This window comes from Streptomyces sp. NPDC050085 (assembly GCF_044460595.1).
Taxonomy (GTDB): Bacteria; Actinomycetota; Actinomycetes; order Streptomycetales; family Streptomycetaceae; genus Streptomyces.
The window spans coordinates 775,437-796,469 of the sequence record NZ_JBITJZ010000003.1; the positions used below are offsets into that span (position 1 = coordinate 775,437).

12 protein-coding genes are annotated in these 21,033 nt (G+C 72.5%); 6 read left to right on the forward strand and 6 right to left on the reverse strand.

The window, feature by feature from the left end; all coding sequences use genetic code 11:
• Nucleotides 1-38: 38 nt before the first annotated feature.
• A complete protein-coding gene (gene trmB / locus ACIBUY_RS16015) occupies nt 39-818 on the reverse strand; it encodes a tRNA (guanosine(46)-N7)-methyltransferase TrmB (RefSeq protein ID WP_399152860.1) in 780 nt (259 codons plus the stop codon).
• Between the two features lie 231 nt (nt 819-1,049).
• Here trmB and ACIBUY_RS16020 point away from each other — a divergent pair, with 231 nt between their 5' ends.
• Complete coding sequence (locus ACIBUY_RS16020; protein ID WP_399152861.1) at nt 1,050-2,489, forward strand: PQQ-binding-like beta-propeller repeat protein; 1,440 nt, start codon at nt 1,050-1,052, stop codon at nt 2,487-2,489.
• Between the two features lie 9 nt (nt 2,490-2,498).
• On the opposite strand, the gene lhgO is transcribed toward ACIBUY_RS16020, so the two are convergent.
• Nucleotides 2,499-3,722: an L-2-hydroxyglutarate oxidase gene (gene lhgO / locus ACIBUY_RS16025; protein ID WP_399152862.1), complete on the reverse strand. Its 1,224-nt coding sequence runs from the start codon at nt 3,720-3,722 to the stop codon at nt 2,499-2,501.
• Between the two features lie 70 nt (nt 3,723-3,792).
• Nucleotides 3,793-5,211, reverse strand: a complete 1,419-nt coding sequence (locus tag ACIBUY_RS16030; RefSeq protein WP_365561171.1) for an MFS transporter — start codon at nt 5,209-5,211, stop codon at nt 3,793-3,795.
• Between the two features lie 630 nt (nt 5,212-5,841).
• Between ACIBUY_RS16030 and ACIBUY_RS16035 the strand changes: the two genes are divergently transcribed.
• Both ACIBUY_RS16035 and ACIBUY_RS16040 read left to right on the forward strand, forming a co-directional pair.
• A complete protein-coding gene (locus ACIBUY_RS16035) occupies nt 5,842-7,929 on the forward strand; it encodes an asparagine synthase-related protein (RefSeq protein ID WP_365561174.1) in 2,088 nt (695 codons plus the stop codon).
• Nucleotides 7,930-8,637: 708 nt separating this feature from the next.
• Nucleotides 8,638-11,913, forward strand: a complete 3,276-nt coding sequence (locus tag ACIBUY_RS16040; RefSeq protein WP_399152863.1) for an AfsR/SARP family transcriptional regulator — start codon at nt 8,638-8,640, stop codon at nt 11,911-11,913.
• 21 nt (nt 11,914-11,934) lie between these two features.
• Here the strand turns inward: ACIBUY_RS16040 and ACIBUY_RS16045 are convergent, their stop codons facing one another.
• Nucleotides 11,935-13,887: a sigma-70 family RNA polymerase sigma factor gene (locus ACIBUY_RS16045; protein ID WP_399152864.1), complete on the reverse strand. Its 1,953-nt coding sequence runs from the start codon at nt 13,885-13,887 to the stop codon at nt 11,935-11,937.
• 273 nt (nt 13,888-14,160) lie between these two features.
• Nucleotides 14,161-14,937 carry a TetR family transcriptional regulator gene (locus ACIBUY_RS16050; protein WP_365561180.1) on the reverse strand — a complete coding sequence of 259 codons (777 nt, stop codon included), beginning with the start codon at nt 14,935-14,937 and terminating at the stop codon, nt 14,161-14,163.
• Between the two features lie 383 nt (nt 14,938-15,320).
• Here ACIBUY_RS16050 and ACIBUY_RS16055 point away from each other — a divergent pair, with 383 nt between their 5' ends.
• Together ACIBUY_RS16055 and ACIBUY_RS16060 are read left to right on the forward strand one after the other, a co-directional pair.
• On the forward strand, nt 15,321-16,724 hold the full coding sequence (locus ACIBUY_RS16055) for an NAD(P)/FAD-dependent oxidoreductase (RefSeq protein WP_365561183.1): 1,404 nt from the start codon (nt 15,321-15,323) through the stop codon (nt 16,722-16,724).
• 181 nt (nt 16,725-16,905) lie between these two features.
• Entirely contained in the window at nt 16,906-18,558 is a 1,653-nt protein-coding gene (locus tag ACIBUY_RS16060; RefSeq protein ID WP_365561185.1) for a SpoIIE family protein phosphatase, read from the forward strand.
• Nucleotides 18,559-18,655: 97 nt separating this feature from the next.
• On the opposite strand, the gene ACIBUY_RS16065 is transcribed toward ACIBUY_RS16060, so the two are convergent.
• Nucleotides 18,656-19,930, reverse strand: a complete 1,275-nt coding sequence (locus ACIBUY_RS16065) for an MFS transporter (protein ID WP_399152865.1) — start codon at nt 19,928-19,930, stop codon at nt 18,656-18,658.
• Between the two features lie 177 nt (nt 19,931-20,107).
• Between ACIBUY_RS16065 and ACIBUY_RS16070 the strand changes: the two genes are divergently transcribed.
• Nucleotides 20,108-20,662, forward strand: a complete 555-nt coding sequence (locus tag ACIBUY_RS16070; RefSeq protein WP_365561190.1) for a MarR family transcriptional regulator — start codon at nt 20,108-20,110, stop codon at nt 20,660-20,662.
• Nucleotides 20,663-21,033: the final 371 nt, after the last annotated feature.

The window sequence follows — 21,033 nt, forward strand, 5'->3', positions numbered from 1 at the left end:
GATGCGGGGCGCCGCGACGGGGCCTTCCCCACGAGGTGCTACCGGCGTCGGAACAGCAGGTCGTGCACGACGTGGCTCTTGTCCAGGCCCTTGCCCTCGAAGCGGGTCAGGGGACGGAACGCGGGCCGCGGCGCGAAACCGCCGTCCGGCACCGTGTTCTCGTAGTCGGGGTGGGCGGTCAGCACCTCGAGCATCTGCTCGGCGTAGTCCTCCCAGTCCGTCGCGCAGTGCACGAGCGCACCCGGCTTGAGCGGGCCCGCGACCAGGGAGAGGAACTCCGGCTGGATCAGGCGCCGCTTGTGGTGGCGGGCCTTGGGCCAGGGGTCGGGGAAGTAGACCCGCAGGCCGTCGAGGCTGTCGGCGGGGAGCATCTCGCGCAGCAGGATGATCGCGTCGCCGTTCGCCACCCGTACGTTGGTCAGGCCGCCGCGGTCCGCCAGGTTCAGCAGATTGCCCTGGCCGGGCGTGTGCACGTCGGCCGCGAGGATGCCGGTCGACGGGTCGTCGGCCGCCATCTGCGCGGTGGCCTCGCCCATGCCGAAGCCGATCTCCAGGACGATGCGGTCGACCCCGGCTCCGGCGAACATGCCGGGCAGGTCGAGGACCCGCTGCCCGTCGATGTCGAGGCCCCACTTCGGCCACAACCGCTGCAGCGCATCGGCCTGCGCGGTGGTGACGCGGCTGCGGCGCGGCTGGAAGCTGCGGATGCGCCGCTCGAAGTGCGATCCGGCGGGGTCGGGCTTGGGCCCGTCCGGGAACCGCGGCTCGTTCGGGCGCGCGGGCGGGGCGGGGCGCTGGGGGGTTTCGGACTCAGACACAGTGGGGCGATTTTACGTGTTCCGCACCGGCCCCGCGCCGTCCCCGGGGCACCCCTGACGACCGCGCGGACGGCGTCCGGCATGCTTGCGGCTCGCGATGCCGTACGAGAGCGGCTCGTGATGCCGTACGAGAAGCGGGGGATCACCGTGTCGCATGAGCAGGGCTTCGGACCGGCGCCGGGTCAGGGACCCGGGCCCGGACAGGGGCAGCCCGGAGGGTTCGGGGCGCCGATGCCCCCGCCGCCGCCGATGCCGCCGGGCCCGCCGCCCGCACAGCCGGTCCAGGCACCGCCCGCGTATCCGGCGTACGGACAGCCGCAGCAGCAGCCGCAGCCCTATCCCGGCCAGGGCGGCGGCTGGGGCACCCCGCCCCCGCAGCCGCCGAAGTCGAACACCGGCAAGATCGTCGGCATCATCCTGGCCTGCGTCGTCGTCCTCGGTGTCCTCGGCGCCGGCGGCATCTTCGTCCTGAACAAGGCGACCATGCACCAGTCGGGCTCCAGCACCGACGACAAGCTGCCCTCGAACGCCCTGCAGCTCGCCTGGGACACCGACCTCGCCAAGACCGACACGACGGACAGCGGCAGCGACAACGGCCTGCCCAACTTCCAGCTGGTCAAGGACAACCTGATCGTCGGCGACAAGACGGGCGTGCGCGCCTACGACCCGTCGGACGGCACCGTGAAGTGGGAACTGGCGGCGCCCAAGGGCGCGGGTGAGCCGTGTGCGATGTCCCGTCACGGCAGCGATCGCGGGCTGCTCGCCGTCATCTTCGACGCGGGCGGCGACGACTGCTCGATCGTCTCCGTCGTCGACGTCGACAGCGGCAAGATCACCTGGTCGCAGAAGATGTCGGGGAAGTACAACACCTTCGCCTCGCAGGCCGAGATCGCCATCAACGACCACACGCTCACCACGAACGTCGGCGGCACCAGCACGATCTCCAACTGGAAGTCGCAGGGCGGCAAGGGCTACCCGCTCTACGCCCGCGCCCGCTACTGCGACGACGGCGTCATCTTCGGCAGCTCCTACGTCGTCGGCCACAGCTTCTGCGACAACGTCTCGCCGCACAACGCGCTGACGGTCACCGACACCGCGTACGGCGGCGAGAAGACGTACTCCAATCCGCAGAAGCTCGAGGTCAGCCGCATCCTCGCCGAGAGTCCGCTCACGGTGCTCCTGCAGGACAAGAACGAGAAGCAGTACGTGCAGAGCTTCCCGGACGACAAGCCCGGCAAGGTCTTCCCGCTCACCGGAGACCTGGCCGAGCTGCAGATCGACGAGGAACGGCACACGACCGTCGTCGACGACTCGGTCCTGGTCACCGGCTACAAGCACGCCGAGGGCCTGGCCGGCGTCGACCTGAAGACCGGCAAGCTGCTGTGGAAGAAGACCGAGTCCTACCAACTCGTCGGCTACGACGGCTCGGCCAAGAAGCTGTACGTCGCCCAGGACGACCCCGAGAACCCGTTCGACCAGCGTCTGCTCGCCGTCGACCCGCGTACCGGCAGGCAGAAGGTCGCGGGGGCGATGGCGCTGAAGGGGACGAGCGGGATCGGGATCGTGGCCGGCACGCAGTACGCCTACGACGGCAGCACCGTCTATCTGCTGGGCGAGAAGTCGGTCGGCACGGGGCGCGTCGTGCGGGCCTTCAAGCTCCCGACCGGCTGAACTTCCGTACTAGTCGCCTGAGTTGAGCGCGTCGAGCGCCCGGCGGGCCACCTCTCTGCCGATGGGCAGGGAGGCGGTCGCGGCGGGCGACGGCGCGTTCAGCACATGGACCGTGCGGGCGCCCTCGCGGATCAGGAAGTCGTCGACCAGCGTGCCGTCGCGCAGCACCGCCTGGGCCCGCACCCCGGACGGCGCGGGCAGCAGGTCCTCCGGCGTGACCGCGGGCAGGAGCCGGCGCACCGCCTCGGTGAACGCCCTCTTGGACGCCGAGCGTCTCAACTCCCCTGCCCCGTACCGCCAGTGGCGCCGCGCTATGTGCCAGGACCCCGGCCAGGCCAGCGTCCCGGCGAGCTCGCGGGGGCGGATCACGCCCCAGTCGTAGCCCTCGCGGGCCAGCGCCGGTACCGCGTTCGGACCGACATGCACACTGCGGCCGCCGCCGCCGATGCCGCGGGTCAGATGCACGCCGAGGAACGGGAACGCCGGGTCGGGGACCGGGTAGACGAGGCCGCGGACCAGCTCGGGTCTGGCCAGGTCGAAGTACTCGCCGCGGAACGGCACGATGCGCATCCCCGGGTCGTCCCCGGTGAGCCGGGCGATGCGGTCGCACTGCAGCCCCGCGCAGTTGACCAGCACCTTGGCGCGCACCACGTCCCCGGCCGCGGTCTGCAGGGCGACACCGCGCGCCGGCCGCCGGTCGATGCGCACCACGTCCGCCCCGTAGCGGATCTCGGCCCCCGACGCCTCCGCGAGGTGCTCGGCGACCGCCCGGTAGTCCGCGATCCCGGTCGTGCCCACGTGAATGGCGGCGAGGCCGCGCACCTCGGGCTCGTACTCCTGGATCTGGGGGGCGCCGAGCTCCCGCACCGGAATCCCGTTCTCCCGGCCGCGCTGGACGAGGGCGTGCAGGCGGGGCAGCTCGGCACGGCCGGTGGCGACGATCAGCTTGCCCGTGACCTCGTGCGCGATCCCGTACTCCGCGCAGAACTTGACCATCTCGGCCGCTCCGCCCACGGCGAAGCGCGCCTTGAGCGAACCCGGACGGTAGTAGATCCCGCTGTGGATCACTCCGCTGTTGCGCCCCGTCTGGTGACGGGCCGGGCCCGCCTCCTTCTCCAGGACCACGACGCGGGTGCCCGGTGCGGTGCGCGAGATGGCATAAGCGGTGGCGAGCCCGACGATCCCGCCGCCGACCACCACCACGTCCCCGTCATACGCCACAGCCGTCCCCACCAGGCCTCACCTCCATGCCCTGCATCTTGCCCGACGCCACTGACAATCCATGCGGGAGAAGGCCTTTCGGCTACGCCGGTGCCATCAGCAACGGCCTCGCCCGCTCCCGCAGCTCCACCACCCGCGGCTCGTCCCCGTACGGCTCGAGGCGGTGCAGCAGGTCCCTCACGTACTCCGTCGTCCGCGCCGACGAGATCCGCCCCGCCACCTCGAGCGCCCGCGTCCCCTGCTCGCACGCCGCGTCCAGGTTCCCCGACTCCAGCTCGGCCACCGCCGACACCACGAGCCGCAGCCCGTGGGAGCGTACGAACTCCTCGGTCGGCTTCGACAGTGCCTGCTCCGTGAAGCGCCGCACCTGCCGCGGCGCCTTCAGGTCCCGGTAGCACTCCGCGGCGTCCGCGGCGAACCGGTCGTAGGAGTAGAAGCCGAGCCAGGACGGATCGCTGTCGCCGTCGCGGGCCCGCTCCAGCCAGCCCTCGGCGGCCCGCAGCGCGGCCCCGGCGGCCTGCGCGTCACCGGCGCGCGCGTGCGCGCGTGCCTCGACGAGCCGGAAGAAGCTCATGGTGCGGGCGGTCGCCAGGCCGCGGTTGCGCTCGAGCGCCGCCTGCGCGAGGTCGACGCCCTCGTCCCCGAACCCGCGGTACGTCGCCTGCAGCGACATGGAGGCGAGCACGTACCCGCCGAGCGGCACGTCCGCGGCCGCGCGCGCGAGGCGCAGCGCCTGGATGTAGTACCGCTGCGCCGCCTCCTGCTGCCCGGTGTCGAACGCCATCCACCCGGCCAGCCGCGTCAGTTCGGCCGACGCCCCGAACAGGGAGCGGCCCACGTCGTCCGAGTACGAGCCGAGCAGCAGCGGCGCCGCCTCGACCCGCAGACACTCGGGGACCATCGACGAACGCCAGTCACCGCCCCCGTACTTGGAGTCCCAGCGCCTCGCGTCCTCCGCGGCCTCACGCAGTTTCTGTACGTCGCTGTGGCCGACCTTCTGCGGTGAACCCTCCTCCACGGCGTGCGCATCCCGCGCGACCGACGAGTCGGCCGGCGTAATCAGCCACCGCGAAGCGGGAGTCGCGTACGCGCTCACCGCGAAGGAACCGGCCAGGGACTGCCAGATGCCGCCGCCCGTCCGGCGCCCGGCGAGGTCGAGCCGGTACAGCTCGGTGGCCGACTTCACCGCCTGCCGTACGTCGCGCGGGAAGGCGAGACCCACCTCGGGTGCGGGATCCGCGTCGGCCAGGCCGATCTCGTGGAGCGGCACGGGCCGGCCGAGCTTCTGGCCGATCGCGGCGGCGATCAGATGCGGGGCGGCGCCCTGCGGCACCATGCCCTTCGACACCCAGCGCGCCACCGACGTTTTGTCATAGCGAAGTGTCAACCCGCGTTGTGCGCCAAGGTCGTTGACGCGGCGTGCGAGTCCTGCGTTGCTGATTCCCGCGAGGGCGAGAACGGCGCCGAGTTTCTCGTTCGGCCCGCGTTGCTCCCTGGACATGCGCCACCCCTCGACACAGACGGCTGCCGCGCCTGGCATCACCCCGGCCCTGCCCGACTGGCTCAGGACTGGCATAACCGCGCGGCATTCGTACACCCAGCGTAGTTCGCCGAATCCCAAGCGTTAAGGGTCGAAGTTCCGGATGGCGAGATTGTTGTCCGTACGGAAGTACGGCCCAGGCCACGCCGCGTGACCGTGTGCTCCGGGTGTGGCGCCGTGCGCCCGTGCGTGCGCTCTTACCCGGACATGGGGGGAGCGCTTCCATGGAACCTGCGTGGGTCGGCCCGCTGTACTGGATCCAGTGGGCTGGGGGACACCGCCGCCTACATCCCCGCGGGCGGCGGACCGGTCCGGGAGGCGATGTGCGCCTCCCGGACTGTGCGTTGCGCGCTGTGGCCGAAGCGGGGTGTCCAGCTCCGGCCAACAGCGGCTGATTTGGCCGAATCTCGACCCTGTCGTCCTGCGTTGCCGTGGTGGTGCCACGGTTCAACTACGGCTCAAAAGGGGCGCATTAAGGGGAGCGCACGCCATTTCCCGCTCCCTACTTGCCCCTTCGGTTGCCGTCTCTTGTCCGCCTTCTTCGTGGCAGCATGGGGAGCCCTTGGTTGTCCACAGGTTGTGGAGGCGGCGATGCGGTGGTTGGTGGGATGGAGCAGTACCGCCGCCGGTCCTGTGACCTTCGCGTCCGCGGGAGCCACCGGAACGGAAGGCGAAACGGTACACCCGGTCGGCTCGCACCTCCTGTGGGGCGACCCGGACCCGCTGTGGGCCGTCGGCGACTGGCGCCCCGACGAGGTGCGCATCGTGAAGATCGACGACCAGACGCGGATCGCGGTCCTCGGCGTGTGCGGCGCCTCCGACGAACAACTGCGCGTCGGGCTCCTCACCGCGCGCGGCGGCGCCCTGCGCCACCTCACCAACTGGCCGGGCAGCTACACGGCCGTCGTCCAGGCGGGCCGCCGCGTCACCGTGATCGGCGACCTCGCCGGTGCCCGCCCGGTCTTCTACACGCCGTGGGCGGGCGGCACGGCGTACGCGACCGCCGCCCTGCCGCTGGCCGACCTCATCGAAGCCAACCTGGACGTCGGCCACTTGGCCGCGCTGCTCGCCACCCCCGACGTCCCCGAGGCGCTGCACGACTCGACGCCGTACCAGGGCGTGCGCCGCATCCCGCCGGGACACGCGCTGATCCTGCGCGCCGGAGCCCGCGAGATCGCCGGCTACGAGCCGGTGGCGTCGCTCGCGGTGTCCGCCGCCGCCACCGACCCCGAAAGCGCCGTGGCGGGCGTACGGGACGCCCTCGTGGACGCCGTACGGGCCCGCCTCGCCGCACCCCGGCATGTGCCCGGCACCGATCTCGACCCCGGGCCCGTGCCCGGCATGGGGCCGGCCGAGCGCCGCGCGGCCCGCGGCATGCCCGTGCCCGGCATCGGCGCGGACCTCTCCGGCGGCCCCGCATCCGGCACCCTCGCCCTCCTGGCAGCGGGCCTGCCGGGCCTGCCGGGCACGGTCCTCGGCCACGGCACGGGCGCGGGCGAACGCCTCCTCGCCGTCACCTTCAACGACATCTCCACCTCGACGACCAACCACGAGGCGGAACTTGAACGGGCGGGAGCGATCGCGGCGAACCCACGCCTCCACCACGTAGTGGTGGCGGCAGGCGAAGAGGCGCTCCCTTACGCCGACTTGGAAGGCCCGCTCACGGACGAACCGTCCGCCACCCTCGTCACCGCGGCCCGCCACCGCGCACGCCTCGCCTCCGGAAGCGCCGACCACTTCACGGGCTACGGAGCACGCCAGGTCCTGGACGCCCATCCGGCGCGCCTCACCGACCTGTTGATGGACCGGCGCCGCCGCCACATGGTCCGCCCCGTAGCGGCCCTCACGAAGGCGGACGGTTCCTTCACGGTGCCCGCGCGCGTGTACGGCGCTGCCCGCAAGCTCGCCCGTACGCCCTACAAGGCGGGCGTGGAGAACCTCGCGGACCGCCTCCTGCACCGCAGCTTCGACGAACCGGGCGGCGCCGTCGGGGCGTCCCTCGCGGCCCTCACGTGGGCGAGACCCGGTCCCGCCGCGCGCTGGCTGACGGGCGAGGCCCTCGCTGAAGTATCGGTTCGCCTGCATCAGGGTGCGACGCGGCCGGGAGCCGGGCCCGGTCAGCGCCCGGGCGAGTTCCGGGCCCGCGCCGCACTGGCCCGGCACGCCGCGGACCTGCGCATCCTCGAACAGGCCGCGGAGATCCGCTTCCAGCGGCTGCACGCCCCGTTCCTGGACAACCAGGTGGTCCGCGCCTGCCGAGCCCTTCCCGAGGCCCTCCGCGTCCAGCCGGGCGCCCGCGCGACGATCCTGCGCACGGTCCTCGAAGGCGCGGGCGTGGCCGACCTGCCGCCGGGCTGGGGCGCCCCCTCGCACGCGTCCTCCGCGGCGGCCGCGCGCACGGGCCTGCGCGTGGCGGCGGACCACCTGATCGCCCTGTTCGACACCCCGCTCCTCGCGCAGACGGGCCTGATCGAGGCCCGAGTCGTCCGCAAGGCGCTCCGCGCGGCCGCGGACGGAGAGCCCCTGCCGCTCGACGGCCTGGCCGACCTGGTCGCCCTGGAACTGTGGCTGCGCCGCCTCCTCTCCCGCCGAGGCACGTGCTGGACCGGCACCCCGGCCCGCGCCCGAGCGGTCCCCTCGGGCAGCGTGGTCCCGGAACGGGCGTTGGGGGCGGGCTGACGCTCCGCCGGGCGGGATCCTGCCCTCGGCTTGTCTTCGGCTTGTCCTCGGCTTGTCCTGGGCGGTGCTCGGCGTTGGGCGGGAATTGTCCTCGGGTCTGTTGGGGAGGGTGGTTCGGCGTCCGGGGGCGGGGTGCGTTCTGGGGCAGTCCGAGGTGGGTTCTGTCTCGGTTCGGGTCGGGGCCTTGGGTGTTGGGTGGCTGTGCGAGGTGGGTTCTGTCTCGGTTCGGGTCGGGGCCTTGGGTGTTGGGTGGCTGTGCGAGGTGGGTTCTGTCTCGGTTCGGGTTGAGGCCTTGGGTGTTGGGTGGCTGTGCGAGGTGGGTCCCGCCTCGACCCGGGGCGCAGGCCCGAGCGCCGGGCGCCCGTCCAAACAGGGTCCTGCCTCGCCCCCGATCGAAGCCCCCAGCGCCGGGCGCCCGTCCAAACGGGGTCTTGCCTCGCCCCTGATCGAAGCCCCCAGTGCCGGGCGCCCGTCCAAACAGGGTCCTGCCTCGCCCCCGATCGAAGCCCCCAGCGCCGGGCACCCGCCCAAACAGGGTCCTGCCCCGCCCCTGATCGAAGCCCCCAGCGCCGGGCGCCCGCCCAAACAAGCCCCCGCCCCGCCCCCGATCGAAACCCCACACCCCGCCCGACCACCCCAACAACCCCGCACTCCACCCCCGCCAAGAAACCCCCGCACCCACCCACCCGAACCAGGGACAATGCCCAAGTGCAGTACACAATCCTGGGCACGGCGCAGGCCCACGACGACGAGGGCAGGCCCGTGCTCGTGGGCGGGCCCCGCGTCCGCGCCCTGCTCACCTCCCTGGCCCTGCACACCCCGCACACCGCCCCCACCGAGGCCCTCATCGACGACGTCTGGGCCGACGCCCCGCCCGTCGACGCCCCGGCCGCCCTCCAGGCCCTGATCGGCCGGCTCCGCCGTGCGCTCGGCAAGGAGGCGGTCACCTCGGAGACCGGCGGCTACCGGCTCGCCGCGACCCGCGAGGACATCGACCTGTACGTCTTCGAGCGCCTGACCCGCGAGGGCACCGCGGCCCTGGCCGCGAACGACCCGGCGACCGCGGCCCGCGCCCTGCGCCAGGCCCTCGCCCTGTGGCGCGGCCCCGCCCTGGCCGACCTGCCCGACCAGACCGCCGCCACCCGCCCCGAGGCCCAGCGCCTGGAGGCGACCCGCGCCCGGGCGGAAGCGGACCTCCTCCTGGGCCGCGCCCCCGAACTCGTACCGGAACTGCGGGAACTGACCACGACGTACCCGTACGACGAGCCGCTGCACGCCCTCCTCATCCGGGCCCTGCGCGCGGCGGGCCGGGGCGCGGACGCCCTCGCCGCGTACGAGACGGCCCGCCGCACCCTCGCGGATGGCCTGGGCGCGGACCCGGGCCAGGAACTGACGTCCCTCCACGCGCAGTTGCTGAACGACCCGGCGCCACAGAAAGCCCAGGCAGCGCAGCCAACACCCGCCTCACCCCCAACACTCAGCTCATCGCCAACACCCGCCCCACCCACCAACACCCGCCCCCCAATTCGCATAGGCAACCTCCGCCCCCGCCTGAATTCCTTCGTCGGACGGGAACCCGAACTGGCCGCCATCCGTTCGGAATTGCAAGGAGCACGCCTGGTCACACTCACGGGCCCGGGCGGCTCCGGCAAGACCCGTCTGGCCGAGGAGGCAGCCGCCCCCCTCCCGCAGGCCTGGCTGGTCGAGCTGGCGCCGCTCGACGACCCGCGAGGGGTCCCGGGCGCGGTCGTCAGCGCCCTCGGTCTGCGCGAGACGGTCCTGATGACGAACGAGTTGTCGGGCCAGCACGACGACCCGACCAGCCTCCTCCTGGAGCACTGCGCCCACCGCAGCCAGCTCTTGATCCTTGACAACTGCGAACATGTCATCGACGCGGCGGCGGAGCTCGCCGAGACCCTCCTCACCCACTGCCCGGGTCTCACGATCCTCGCCACCAGCCGCGAACCCCTCGGCGTCCCGGGGGAGTCGGTGCGCCCGGTCGAGCCGCTGCCCCCGGACCCGGCGCACCGCCTGTTCACCGAGCGGGCCCGAGCCGTGCGCCCCGGCTTCGACCCCGACAAGGACCGGGCCGCGGTCGCCGAGATCTGCCGCCGCCTGGACGGACTGCCGCTGGCCATCGAGCTGGCGGCGGCCCGCCTCAGGTTGCTCTCGCCCCGCCAGATCGCGGACCGCCTCGACGACCGCTTCCGCCTGCTGACCAGCGGCAGCCGCACCGTTCTGCCCCGCCAGCAGACGCTGCGCGCGGTCGTCGACTGGTCCTGGGACCTGCTCGACGACCAGGAGCGCACCGTCCTGCGCGAGCTGTCGGTCTTCGCGGGTGGCTGGGACCTGGAGGCGGCGGAGGCGGTCTGCTCCCCGCCGGACGCCGCCGACCTCATCGGCGCCCTGGTGGACAAGTCCCTCCTGATCGCGACGCCCCACGAGACCCCGGACGCCACCGGCTCCGGCATGCGCTACCGCATGCTGGAGACCATCCAGGAGTACGCGACGGAGCGGGCCGCCGAGACGCCCGAGCTGCGCCTGTCGGCGATGCGCCGGCACCTCGACTTCGTCCGGGCCCTGGCGGAGAAGGCCGACCCCGAGCTGCGTGCGGCGGGCCAACTCCCGTGGATCCACCGCCTGGAGACGGAGCTCGACAACATTCGCCTGGCCCTCGCGCGCGTGACGAGCGACCCGGACCTGGCCGACGAGGAGACGGCCATCGCCCTCGCGCTGCATCTGGGCTGGTTCTGGTGGCTGCGCAACTACGGCCCGGAGGGAGCGGGTTGGGTCGAGGAGGTCCTCACGCTGCTGCCGGACCGGGACCTGCCGGACGACCCGGAGGACCCGCTGTACTGGCCGCGGATGAACGTACGTCTGCTCGGTCTCTTCCTGACCTCCGAATCCACCCCCCAGTCCATGCCGACCAGCGACGAGGACCGGGCGTACGTGGAGCGGCTGCGGGCCGCGTTCCAGCCGCCCAGCCCGCAGGGTGCCCGCTTCCCGGGGATCATCTGGCCGTTCTCGATCTTCATCGGCGGCGAGGTGCGGGACGCGCGTGCCTCCCTGGACGAGGCTCTCGCCAACTGCCGTGTGCACGGGGGCGACTGGGAGATCGGCGTGACGCTGATGTTCCGTACGCACATGGCCGTCGACATGCCGGGCAACATGCGGGGCGTGGACGACGACCTGGTCGAACTGCGGGACATCAGCCGCCGGGTGGGCGACCGCTGGATGCGCGCGCAGGTGTGCAGCGCCGCGGGCGAGGCCGCTTCGGGCCGCGGCCGCTTCAAGGAGGCGAAGGCCGAGTACGAAGAGGCCCTGCGCCTTGCCTACGAGGTGGGGGCGTACGCGGAGACGCCGTTCCTGATCGCCCGCCTCGCCGAGATCGCCTACCGGGAGGGTGACCGGGAGACCGCGCAGAGGACCCTCGACCTGGCGAGCGAGGAGGCGGAGCAGTCGGCGGTCGCGGACACCGCGGCGTTCGTCATGCTGCTGCGGGCCCAGTTCGTGCTGTCCGACGGGGACGTGCCCCGCGCGCGCGAACTGTGCGACGCGGCCCGCGCGATCGCCCTGGGCGGCACCCCGCCGCCACAGTTCATCGCGGCGCTCGGCGCGGTCGACGCCCGTGTCACGGCGGCCGAGTCGGGCCCCGCGGCCGGCCGCGCGCTCCTCGTCGGCGTGCTGAGCGACGCGGTCCTGGGGCGCTGCGCGGAGACGGTGACCGCGGGCCTGATCGACATCGGGGCCGAACTGGTGGGCCGCGACGGGGACATGGCGCGCGCGGTGCGGCTGTTCGCGGCGTCCGACCGGCTGCGCGACGGCCAGGAGCGGCCGATGCCCGAGCGGGCCGAGTACGAGGCGGTCGAGGCCCGCGCCCGGACCGAGCTCGGCGACACCGGGTACGAGACGGCGTACGCGGCGGGCACGGCCCTCGGCCAGGAGCAGATCCTCGCCGAGCTGTCACCCGCCGCCGGCGACTGAGCGCCGGTCGTCGAGCGCCGCTCAGCCGCAGGTGAACTGGGACTGGGCCCAGTCCGCGATCGCCACCGCGCCGAACGGGGTGTGCGGGTCGACCACGAGCCGGATCGTCTTGTGCCCCGTGAGGTTCACATGGACCGGCACCGCCGGGTCGTTGCCGCGCACCACCGGCGAGCTCCAGGCCTGCGCCCCGTCGACGTAGACGGAGAACCGGACGGCGCCGAGCCCGAGCGTCATGTCGTCGACACCGGCGTACGCGTCGTAGGCGGTGCAGCTGCGGTTGAGGTCGATGGTGACGGAGGACTCGGCGTGCACCGACACCCCGTTCGCATACGTCTTGTCGGCGATCGACATGCCGTAGCGCTGCCAGACCCAACTGCTCTCGCCGAGCCGGATCTCGGGCTTGGTGCCGTCGCCCAGGACGCCGTACTCCAGCTGGTTCAGCTGGTACGTGGCCGGGGGCGGCGGCGGGGGAGTCGGCTTCGGAGGTGTCGGCTTGGGCGTCGGCTTCGGCTTGGGGGGCGTGGGCTTGGGCGGCGTCGGCTTCGGGGTCGGCTTCGGCGTCGGCTTGGGCTTGGTCGGCGTCGGCTTCGGCTTCGGGGTGGGTTTCGGCGCCGGAGGCTTGGGCTTGGGCTGGGGCTTCGGCGGCTCCGGGGACGGCTTCGGGGCGGGCGGCACCGGCTGTGACACCGGCGGCTTCTCCGCCTTGGCCTCGGGCTTCGGCTTCGGGTCCCCGGCGAGCGCGATGGCCACGGCGACGGCGACCCCGGCCGCCACCACACCGGCCGCGATCCCGGCCTTCGCGGGCGCCCCGAGCCCTTCGGACGCGGCACCTCCGGCCGCGCCCCCGCTCGACGAGCCACTGGCCGCCGCGGCCGCACCGGCACCGGCACCGGCCGCACCCGCGGCGCCACCGCCGGCGATGAGCGCGGCCACCTTCGCGTACCCGGCAGCACCGAACCAACCGATGACCGCGACCGGCACGACACCCGGGATGCCGCTGGCGACTTCCTTGATCTGGCCTGCCGCGAGGCGGCACTTGGCGCACTCCTCCAGGTGCTTGCGCAGCCCGCGCTCGGCGCGCGTACGCAGACTGCCGCGCGCGTACGCGCCGAGCCGGTCCGCGTAGCGGGAGCACTCCTCGGACTCGGTGAGCGTCGCGGAGACGTGCGCCTGGAGGTAGGCCTCCTTCAGGCCTTCGCGGGCCCGCTTGGCCAGCACGCGCGTGCCGTTGGCGTCGAGCCCGAAGAGCGTGGCGACCTCGCTCGGCGACTCGTCCTCGACCTCGGTGTGCCACAGCACGGCCTGCCAGCGCTCGGGCAGCGAGCGGAAGGCCTGCATGGCCATCGACTGCTCGGCCTCGTGCATGGCGCGGACATCGGCGCCCAGGTCGAGGGTGTCGTCGTCCGCGACCTCGCTCGAGCGGGCCGCCTGCGCGGCGAACACCGCGAAGTCATCGACTAGTTGTTCTCTTTTGGCCGACTTCGTCCAGTTGGCGGCGACGCGGCGCACCGTGGTCAGCAGATAGGCGCGCACCGCGTGCTCGGGCCCGCTGCCGCCGCGGACCGCGCCCAGCATGCGGGCGAACACCTCGGCCGTGAGGTCGTCGGCGGTGTGCGCGTCACGGCAGCACGTGCGCGCGTAGCGGCGGACGGCGGCGTTGTGCCGGCGGTACAGCTCCTCGTACGCGCTGTCGTCGCCCCCGCGCATCCGCCCGATCAAGTCGGCGTCGGACAACGGGAGTTCACTGCCTGAGGCGCCCGCAGGGACACTCTCGCGCTGTGCGGGCACGGATACGTCGGCGTCACCCTGAGGCTCGCTCTGCACCCCGCCGGAAGCCCCGCCAGAGGCTCCGCCCGACGGCGAGCCCGGAGTGCGCCCGGGTCCTCCCTGGCTCGGCACCTGCTGCGAGGTGAGGCCGTCCGTGGACGACTCCCCACCGTCGGGCCGCTGCTCGCTCTGCCCGTCAACGCTCATCGCGGAAGCCCCCGCCTGCACACTGCCAGCCCGATCACCGGGAAAGCGTGCCACACAGCGGGGCCACGGCGAGGGCCTGTGCACAGCAACCACTCATCCGTGGAGTATTCCCGCACCCGAGCACTAGCCGTCACCCGTCCGGGGAAGGCTCAACGGGCTTGCTGTACAAGGCAGTTGACCGCGAACGGCACATAGCGGCCGCCCGCGGTCAATCCGTGGAACACCGCCCGTACGAGACGGACCGTACGAGACGGACCGTACGAGACGTGCGGCTCAAGCGGGCCGCGAGCGCAGCCCCTCCAGCAGGATGTCGAGCAGCCGGGCCGAAGCCGCCGCCTGCTGCGCGGCGTCCGGCAGCGAGGGCGCCGCCGTCGCGATGACCAGCAGCACGTCCGACACGGTCACGTCGGCACGCAGCTCACCGGCCTCGCGCGCCCGGTCCACGAGCCGCCCCACGACTTCGAGCAGCGTCGCCGCCCCCGCGTCGTCGGGACCCAGACCGTCCACGCTCTCGTCGAGCGGCGCCGTCCGCTGCTCCACGAGCCGCAGCTCGGGCGCACCGTTGCGCTGTTCCGGGACACGCGTCTCGTCCCGGGCGCCATCGGCCCGCTCGTCGGCCACACCCACCCGCAGCACCTGCGGCGGAAGCAGCCGGCCCGCGCCCGAGGCGACCGACGTCCGCAGGAAGCGCGAGAGCGCCGACCACGGTTCGTCCTCCTGGCCGAGCGCCGTACGTGCCTGGTCGGTCAGCCGGGCCGTCTCCTCCTCGGCTATCCGTCGCACCAGTACGTCCTTGCTGGGAAAGCGCCGGTACACCGTGCCCACGCCGACGCGCGCGCGGCGCGCCACGTCCTCCATGGGCGCCCCGTACCCCAGCTCGCCGAACACCTCGCGGGCCGCGCGCAGCACGTGCTCAAGATTGCGCTGGGCGTCCACCCGCAGCGGCGTGGAGCGCGAACTGTCGTTCGCACCACGCCCGTTGGCGCTACCGCCCCCGCCCGTGGGCAGGGCGGCTGACGCCGAGGTCCAATGAGAGTCCTGAATGTGCATATCTGTTCCCCCGGTAATGACGTCTCCCCCCGGAGACACTCCCCGCCATGTCAGTCGGAGCGTGAGGAACAGACGTTGATTTCCCGGGTCCGCCCGGCGGGCCCGCCAGTGCATCCCCCGACACCCCGACAGCACACGAACATAGTTGAGCGGGAGTCAATTCAGAAGGGGCAGGTTCCGCACGGAGCGCCCCCCGAACGGAGTACGCGGCGATTCCGCCCCGATTGCACCCCCATCGTCCACCCCCGTCCTACCCGCTGACCTGCACACCTTCCCCGCGCCCCGGTCGACCGTCCGACCGGTACGGGGCCCTCCGCTCCGTCACACAAATTGCCGGGGCTGTGGACAAACGCAAGGGCCCGATGCGTCATGGGGTGGTGACGATGTCAAAGACGACTCCACCGGGTCCCGCCCGCATTCTCGTGGTGGGCGGCGGCTACGTCGGGATGTACACCGCCCTGCGCCTCCAGAAGAAGCTCAAACACGAGCTCAGGAGCGGCGCCGTGGAGATCGTGGTCGTCACCCCCGATCCGTACATGACGTATCAGCCGTTCCTGCCGGAGGCGGCCGCCGGATCGATCTCCCCGCGCCACGTCGTCGTCCCGCTGCGCAGCGTCCTGCCGCACTGCGAGGTCGTCGTCGGCGAGGTGGTCTCCGTCGACCACGCCAAGCGCACCGCCATGTACACCACCCTCGCCAGCGACGAGGAGGGCACGGGCCCGGCCCCGCTCACGTACACCGAACTGGTCCTGGCCCCCGGCTCGGTCTCCCGCACGCTCCCGGTCCCCGGCCTCGCCGAGTTCGGCATCGGCTTCAAGACCGTCGAGGAGGCCGTCGGCCTGCGCAACCACGTCATCGAGCAGCTCGACATCGCCTCCTCCACGCGCGACCCGGCGATCCGGGACGCCGCCCTGACCTTCGTCTTCGTAGGCGGCGGATACGCGGGAGTCGAGGCACTCGGCGAGCTGGAGGACATGGCCCGGTACGCGGCGAAGTACTACCACAACGTCAAGGCCGAGGACCTGAAGTGGATCCTCGTCGAGGCCAGCGACCGGATCCTGCCCGAAGTGGGCCCGGAAATGGGCCAGTACACGATCCGCGAACTGCGCGCCCGCAACATCGACGTACGCCTCGAGACCCGCCTCGAATCCTGCGAGAACCGCGTCGCCGTCCTCTCCGACGGCTCCCGCTTCCCCACCCGTACGGTCGTGTGGACGGCCGGCGTCAAACCCGCACCGCTGCTCGCCGCCACCGACCTGCCGCTCACCGAGCGCGGCCGCCTCAAGTGCACCGCCCAACTCGCCGTGGACGGCGCCCCGCACGCGTGGGGCGCGGGCGACGCGGCCGCGGTCCCGGACGTCACGGCGCAGGAACCGGGCAAGGAGTGCGCCCCGAACGCCCAGCACGCGGTGCGCCAGACCAAGACGCTCGCCGACAACATCGCGGCGTCCCTGAGCGGCCGGCCGCTCACCGATTACGAGCACGCGTACGTGGGCTCCGTCGCCTCGCTCGGTCTGCACAAAGGTGTCGCGCACGTCTACGGGCGCAAGCTGAAGGGCTACCCTGCCTGGTTCATGCACCGCGTCTACCACCTCAGCAGGGTGCCCACCATCAACCGGAAGGCCCGCGTCCTGTCCGAATGGACGCTCTCCGGCCTGTTCAAGCGGGAGATCGTCTCGCTGGGCTCCCTGGAGCAGCCACGCGCGGAGTTCGAACTCGCGGCCGGGTCCGTCCCTCCTGAGGACCCTTCTCCGCCGCCTTCCACCGGGCCGGAGGGGACCCCCTGACCGCTCCGCCGACGCCCGGGCACCGACCGGCCGCCCGAAGTTTCGACCACCGTTCGACCGGAGCGTGGAACTCCCGCTCCCGGACCGGCGTCTGACGTTTGTCAGTACGGTCGGCCAGACTGGTCCCCGACCCTGGACGGGCCCCATCGCCCGCCCTCGACCCCACGAGGCTTGTCCCACAGTGAACTTCACGCGCTGGAGCGCCCGGCTCCCCGGAACGCAGCGCCGCGCCGCCGCGCGGGCCGAGATCGGCGTACCCCAGCGAGGCGAGAGCGCCGTGCCCGCGGCCCGCGCCGAGCATCTGCCCGAAGACCCCGAACAGGGCGGAGGCATCGGCGGCGGCGTCGACCAGCTGCCCGCCCGCGACGTCCTGGACCGCATCCCCGCCCTCGTCGCCCTGGTGCACGGCCCCGACCACCGCATCGCGTACGTCAACGACGCGTACACCGCGGCCTTCGGCGAGCGCCCCCTCGGCGAGCCGGCGCGCGAGGCCCTGCCCGAACTCGACGAGCTCAGCCTGCTGCCCCTCCTCGACCAGGTGCTGCGCAGCGCGAAACCCCGCACGGTCAAGTCCCGCAAGAGCGCGGGCGGCCGCTCGTACACGGTGACGTGCACCCCGCTGGAGACGGGGGAGGGCCCCGGCGTCCTGATCTTCGCGGCGGACGTGACGGACCACGCGGAGGCGGCGGAACGGCTGCGTACGAGCGAACGCCAACAGCGCGAGACGGCGGTCACCCTCCAACGCTCCCTGCTGCCGCAGGAGTTGGAGGAGCCCGACGACCTGCGCATCGCCGCCACGTACCAGCCGGGCGGCACCGAGGCCGCGGTCGGCGGCGACTGGTACGACGTCATCACTCTCGGCGGCGGCCGCACGGCCCTCGTCATCGGCGACGTCATGGGCCGAGGCGTCCGGGCAGCGGCCGTGATGGGCCAGCTCCGCACGGCCGTACGCGCATACGCCCGGCTCGACCTGCCGCCGCACGAGGTCCTGCAGCTCCTCGACGGCCTGGCCACCGAGATCGACCCGCAGCAGATCGCCACGTGCGTCTACGCGGTCCACGACCCGAACGAGGGCCGCCTCGTCTACGCGTCCGCGGGCCACCTCCCCATCCTCGTACGCGACGAGAACGGCACGATCCACCGCGCCGAGGAGCCCACGGGCCCGCCCCTCGGCACCGGCGGCTGGCTGCACGCGTCGGGCTCGGTGCCGCTGGGCCCCGGCTCCACGGCGGTCCTGTACACCGACGGCCTGGTGGAGCGCAGGGACGAGGACATCGACGAGGGCGTGGCCGCCATCGAGCACGCGCTCTCGGGCGCGACCGGCACCCCCCAGGTGATCTGCGACCGCCTGATCCGCGCGGCCGGAGTGACGGCGGACCACGACGACGACGTGGCGGTCCTGGTCCTCCAGCACCCGGCCCGCAAGGGCGCCGACGGCGAACTCTTCCGCAACGCCGCCCTGGAACTCCTCGGCGGCGTCGAAGCGGCCCCACGCGCGCGTGCCTTCGCGTCCGGCGTCCTCACGAGCTGGCGCTTCGCCCCCGAACTGCACGACCTGGGCGTCCTGGCCGCCAGCGAACTCGTCGCGAACTCCCTCCAGCACGGCACCCCGCCCATGCGCCTGCGCCTGCGCCGCACGGACCGCCGCCTGATCATCGAGGTCACCGACGGCGACGACCACCTCCCGCGCCGCCGCCGCGCCGAACCGGGCGACGAGACGGGCCGCGGCATCGCCATCGTCGCCACCATCGCCTCGAACTGGGGCTCGCGCCGCACCCCGGGCGGCGGCAAGGCGGTCTGGTGCGAGTTCGTCCTCCCGACCGGCACGCCCTGACAGACGCGAAAGGGCGGCCGGCCCCGAAAGGCACCGACCGCCCCACGCACGCATCGCTTGCTGCGCACTCATCGCTACGTACTCATCGCTCCGCCGCTCACGCCTCCGCGGCAGCGGGCTGCGGCGGAGCACTCTGCATGACCACACGGCTCCCGGCCAGCGACGGCTGGTCCTGTACGGGGGTGAGCTGCTTCCCGAGCCGCAGCGCGAGGAACGTGATCCCGAGCGAGAACAGCAGGAACGTCACGATGTACGGCCCGTGCAGCGCGGCCCCCATCGGCCCGCCGACGGCCGGACCGACGGCCAGCGCGAGCTGCTTCACCAGCGCGAAGGCCGAGTTGTACGACCCGACCATCCCGGCCGGCGCGAGATCGGCGACCAGCGGCGCCACGGTCGGCGACAGCATCGACTCACCGAGCCCGAAGAGCGCGTACGTGGAGATGAACGCGGCGGTGGCCATGGCCTGGCTGCCGTGCCCGACCCCCGCGTACCCCGCGAAGACCCAGGCGACGGCCCAGATGAGACCGACGGCGGCGATCACCCGCGACCGCTTCCTGTGCTCGACGAACTTCAGCACGGCGAACTGCGCGACCACGATCATCGCGGTGTTGGCGGCCAGCGCGATGCCGAGCGTGGACGGCGAGATCCCGGCGGCCTCGACACCGTAGGCGCTCAGCCCCGACTCGAACTGCCCGTAGCAGGCGAAGAACAGCACGAAGCCGAGGATGCACAGCTGCACCATCGCCCGGTTCCCGAGCAGCGCCCGCAGCCCGCCCTTCGACTCGCCCTTGGGCCGGGCCTCGCCGAACGACGGCGCGTGCGGCATCCGCACGCTCAGCACGACCGCGGCGAGCACCAGGAACATCACGGCCTCGATGCCGAAGAGCAGCAGGAAGCTGTCCGGCCGGTCCACATCGACGATCTGACCGCCGATGAGGCCGCCTATGCCAAGCCCCAGGTTCTGCAGGAAGAACTGCGTCGCGAACGACCGCGTCCGCGACTCGGGCGCCGAGCACCACACGATCATGGTCGCGAGCGCGGGCTGCAGCACTGCCGTACCGGCGCCGAGCACGGCGGCGGCGCCGATGGCGGCCGGCTCACTGCTCGCGAGCCCGAGGCTGATCGCACCCACGGAGGCCACGACCGAGGCCACCACCAGGACGGGCAGCGGCCCGCGCCGGTCGATGGCGCGACCGGTGAAGGGCAGGACGACCAGGGCGGCCGTGGCGAAGGCGGCCAGCACGATGCCGGCCGCACTGGCACCAAGATCCCGGACCTCCGCCACGTACACGTAAAGGAACGGAACCGTGAAGCCGATGCCGAACGCGCTCAGCGCGCTGCCCACCTGAATCCGGCGCATCGCTGCGCCCATCGCCCTGGTCACTTTCACCTGCCCTTTCGCTGTCCCGGCCCGCGGGGCCGAGGAAGACGTACATCAACGAGCCGTCAAGAGCACTCAACCCTGAAGACTTCGAAGCTAAAGTTAGAACCTAAACAATACACAGAGAAGGACTTCAACGCCAACCACTTGCGTGCCATACTGCGCGGCATGGCCGACACCCCGGGCGGGCCGCAAGCCGAGCCGACCCTCGACGAGCAGATCGCCGCGTACCAGCGCGAGTTCCAGGACCTCGACCCCCAGGTCGAGCAGATCGTCTCGGCGCTCGGCAGACTCAACCGCCGGATGAACGTGGCGTACGGACGCCAGACTTCCGAGATCGGCATCAGCAACGCCGAGTGGGAGGTCCTCAAGGCGCTCGTCCTGTCCGGCGCCCCGTACCGGATGGGCCCGGGCGACCTGGCCAAGCGCCTGGGGCTGACCCCCGCCGCGATGACCCACCGGATCGACCGCATGGTCCAGGAGGGCCTGGTCACCCGCGACCGCGACGAGAACAACCGGGTCCGCGTCATCGTGGAGCTCACCCCGCAGGGTCGCGAGAAGTGGCTCGAGGCGATGCGCCTGGCGAGCGTCTTCGAGGAGGAGCTCCTCCAGGACCTCACCCCGCTCGAGCGCGGAGTCCTCGGCGAGGTCCTCACCCGCCTCCTGCGCCGCGTGGAACACGCCCAGCCGGACGCCGGCGGCCGCCTCAGCGACCTGGACTGACAGCGCTACGAAGTCGCACGCGGTGGGGGTTGACACTGCCCGGCCCGGCCCGTAAGGTTCTTCGGGTTGCCGCAGAGCCGTAACGGTTCTCCGACAGCACCTCACGCCGCATCAGCGGCACCCAAACCACCAGCACGATCTCCCCCACGGGATTGATTTCGGCGTGCCCGAATTCAATTCGATTTGGGGTGCGGCAACCCTGATCCACTCGATTAGGAACTGCAGCAAGGATCCGCTAATGTTTGGGACGTCGGAACGGCCCAACAGCCGGGAAGGCAAAGCCCCCTGACTGGGAATCAGGCCCGAAAGGATCTGATAGAGTCGGACTCGCCGGAAAGCCGAAAGGCCGGAAAGCGAAGCAAGACCCCGAG